General features: G+C 57.5%; 2 protein-coding genes. Both read right to left on the reverse strand.

What is annotated here, in order from left to right:
• Positions 1 to 471: glycosyltransferase family A protein (locus J0A65_RS24525; RefSeq protein ID WP_206596864.1), on the reverse strand; the 471-nt coding region annotated here is incomplete at its 3' end.
• Positions 468 to 810 (reverse strand): glycosyltransferase (locus J0A65_RS24530; protein ID WP_206596865.1); only part of this gene is annotated, 343 nt, incomplete at its 5' end. The genes J0A65_RS24525 and J0A65_RS24530, both read right to left, overlap by 4 nt.

The raw sequence follows: 810 nt of genomic DNA on the forward strand, positions 1-810 counted from the left end.
CGGGTAAGGCTTGCGCTCCATGAATACATCATCGAAGTCCAGGCGCCTGAACGGAGTATCCCGGCGCTGGCGCGCCTCGGGGAAAAGCTCGCCGCCGGAATCGATCAGCTCGATATTGCCAGCGCAGATGCCAACTTCTGGCTTGTCCTGCATGTAGGCAACCTGCTTGGCGATGCGCTCGGGACACATGATGTCGTCCGATCCAAACGGTGCGATCAGACTTCCTTTGGCCCGCGCAATCGCCTCATTCAGCGTGCACGTCAGTCCTTTGTTCTTCTGCGTACGAAAATCGAAACCATATTGCTCCTGCAAACGCTCGATACGCTGAACACTGTCATCCGTCGAACCATCGTCCACGACCAGCAGTTCGATGTGCGGATAGGTCTGCTGCAACACACTGAGAATGCACTGTTCGATATAGGGCGCATGGTTGTAGGAGGCGACGATAACGGTCACCACGGGTTCTTTCATGCCAACACCTCAGGCAACGACGATTCAATCAGATCCAGGTACTGCTGACGGAAGACATCGATATCGTGATGTACTGACAGGTAGCGGTACGACTGCTCGCCCCTGTCGCGCAATTGCGCCTCACTCAAGGCCAGGTAGGTATCCAGGCCGGAGGCCAGAGAGTCCACGTCACCTGGCATAACGGCGATCCCCCCTGCCCCTTCGATCAACGGTTTCATCGCAGGAACATCACTGGCAACTACCGGCAGGTGCCCGCTCATCCCTTCCAGCAGCGCCAACCCCAGCCCCTCGGCCAGCGACGGCATCGCCCAGATGTCGAATGCACGGACAAAACGCAAT

This window comes from Bowmanella yangjiangensis (assembly GCF_017255015.1).
Taxonomy (GTDB): Bacteria; Pseudomonadota; Gammaproteobacteria; order Enterobacterales; family Alteromonadaceae; genus Bowmanella; species Bowmanella yangjiangensis.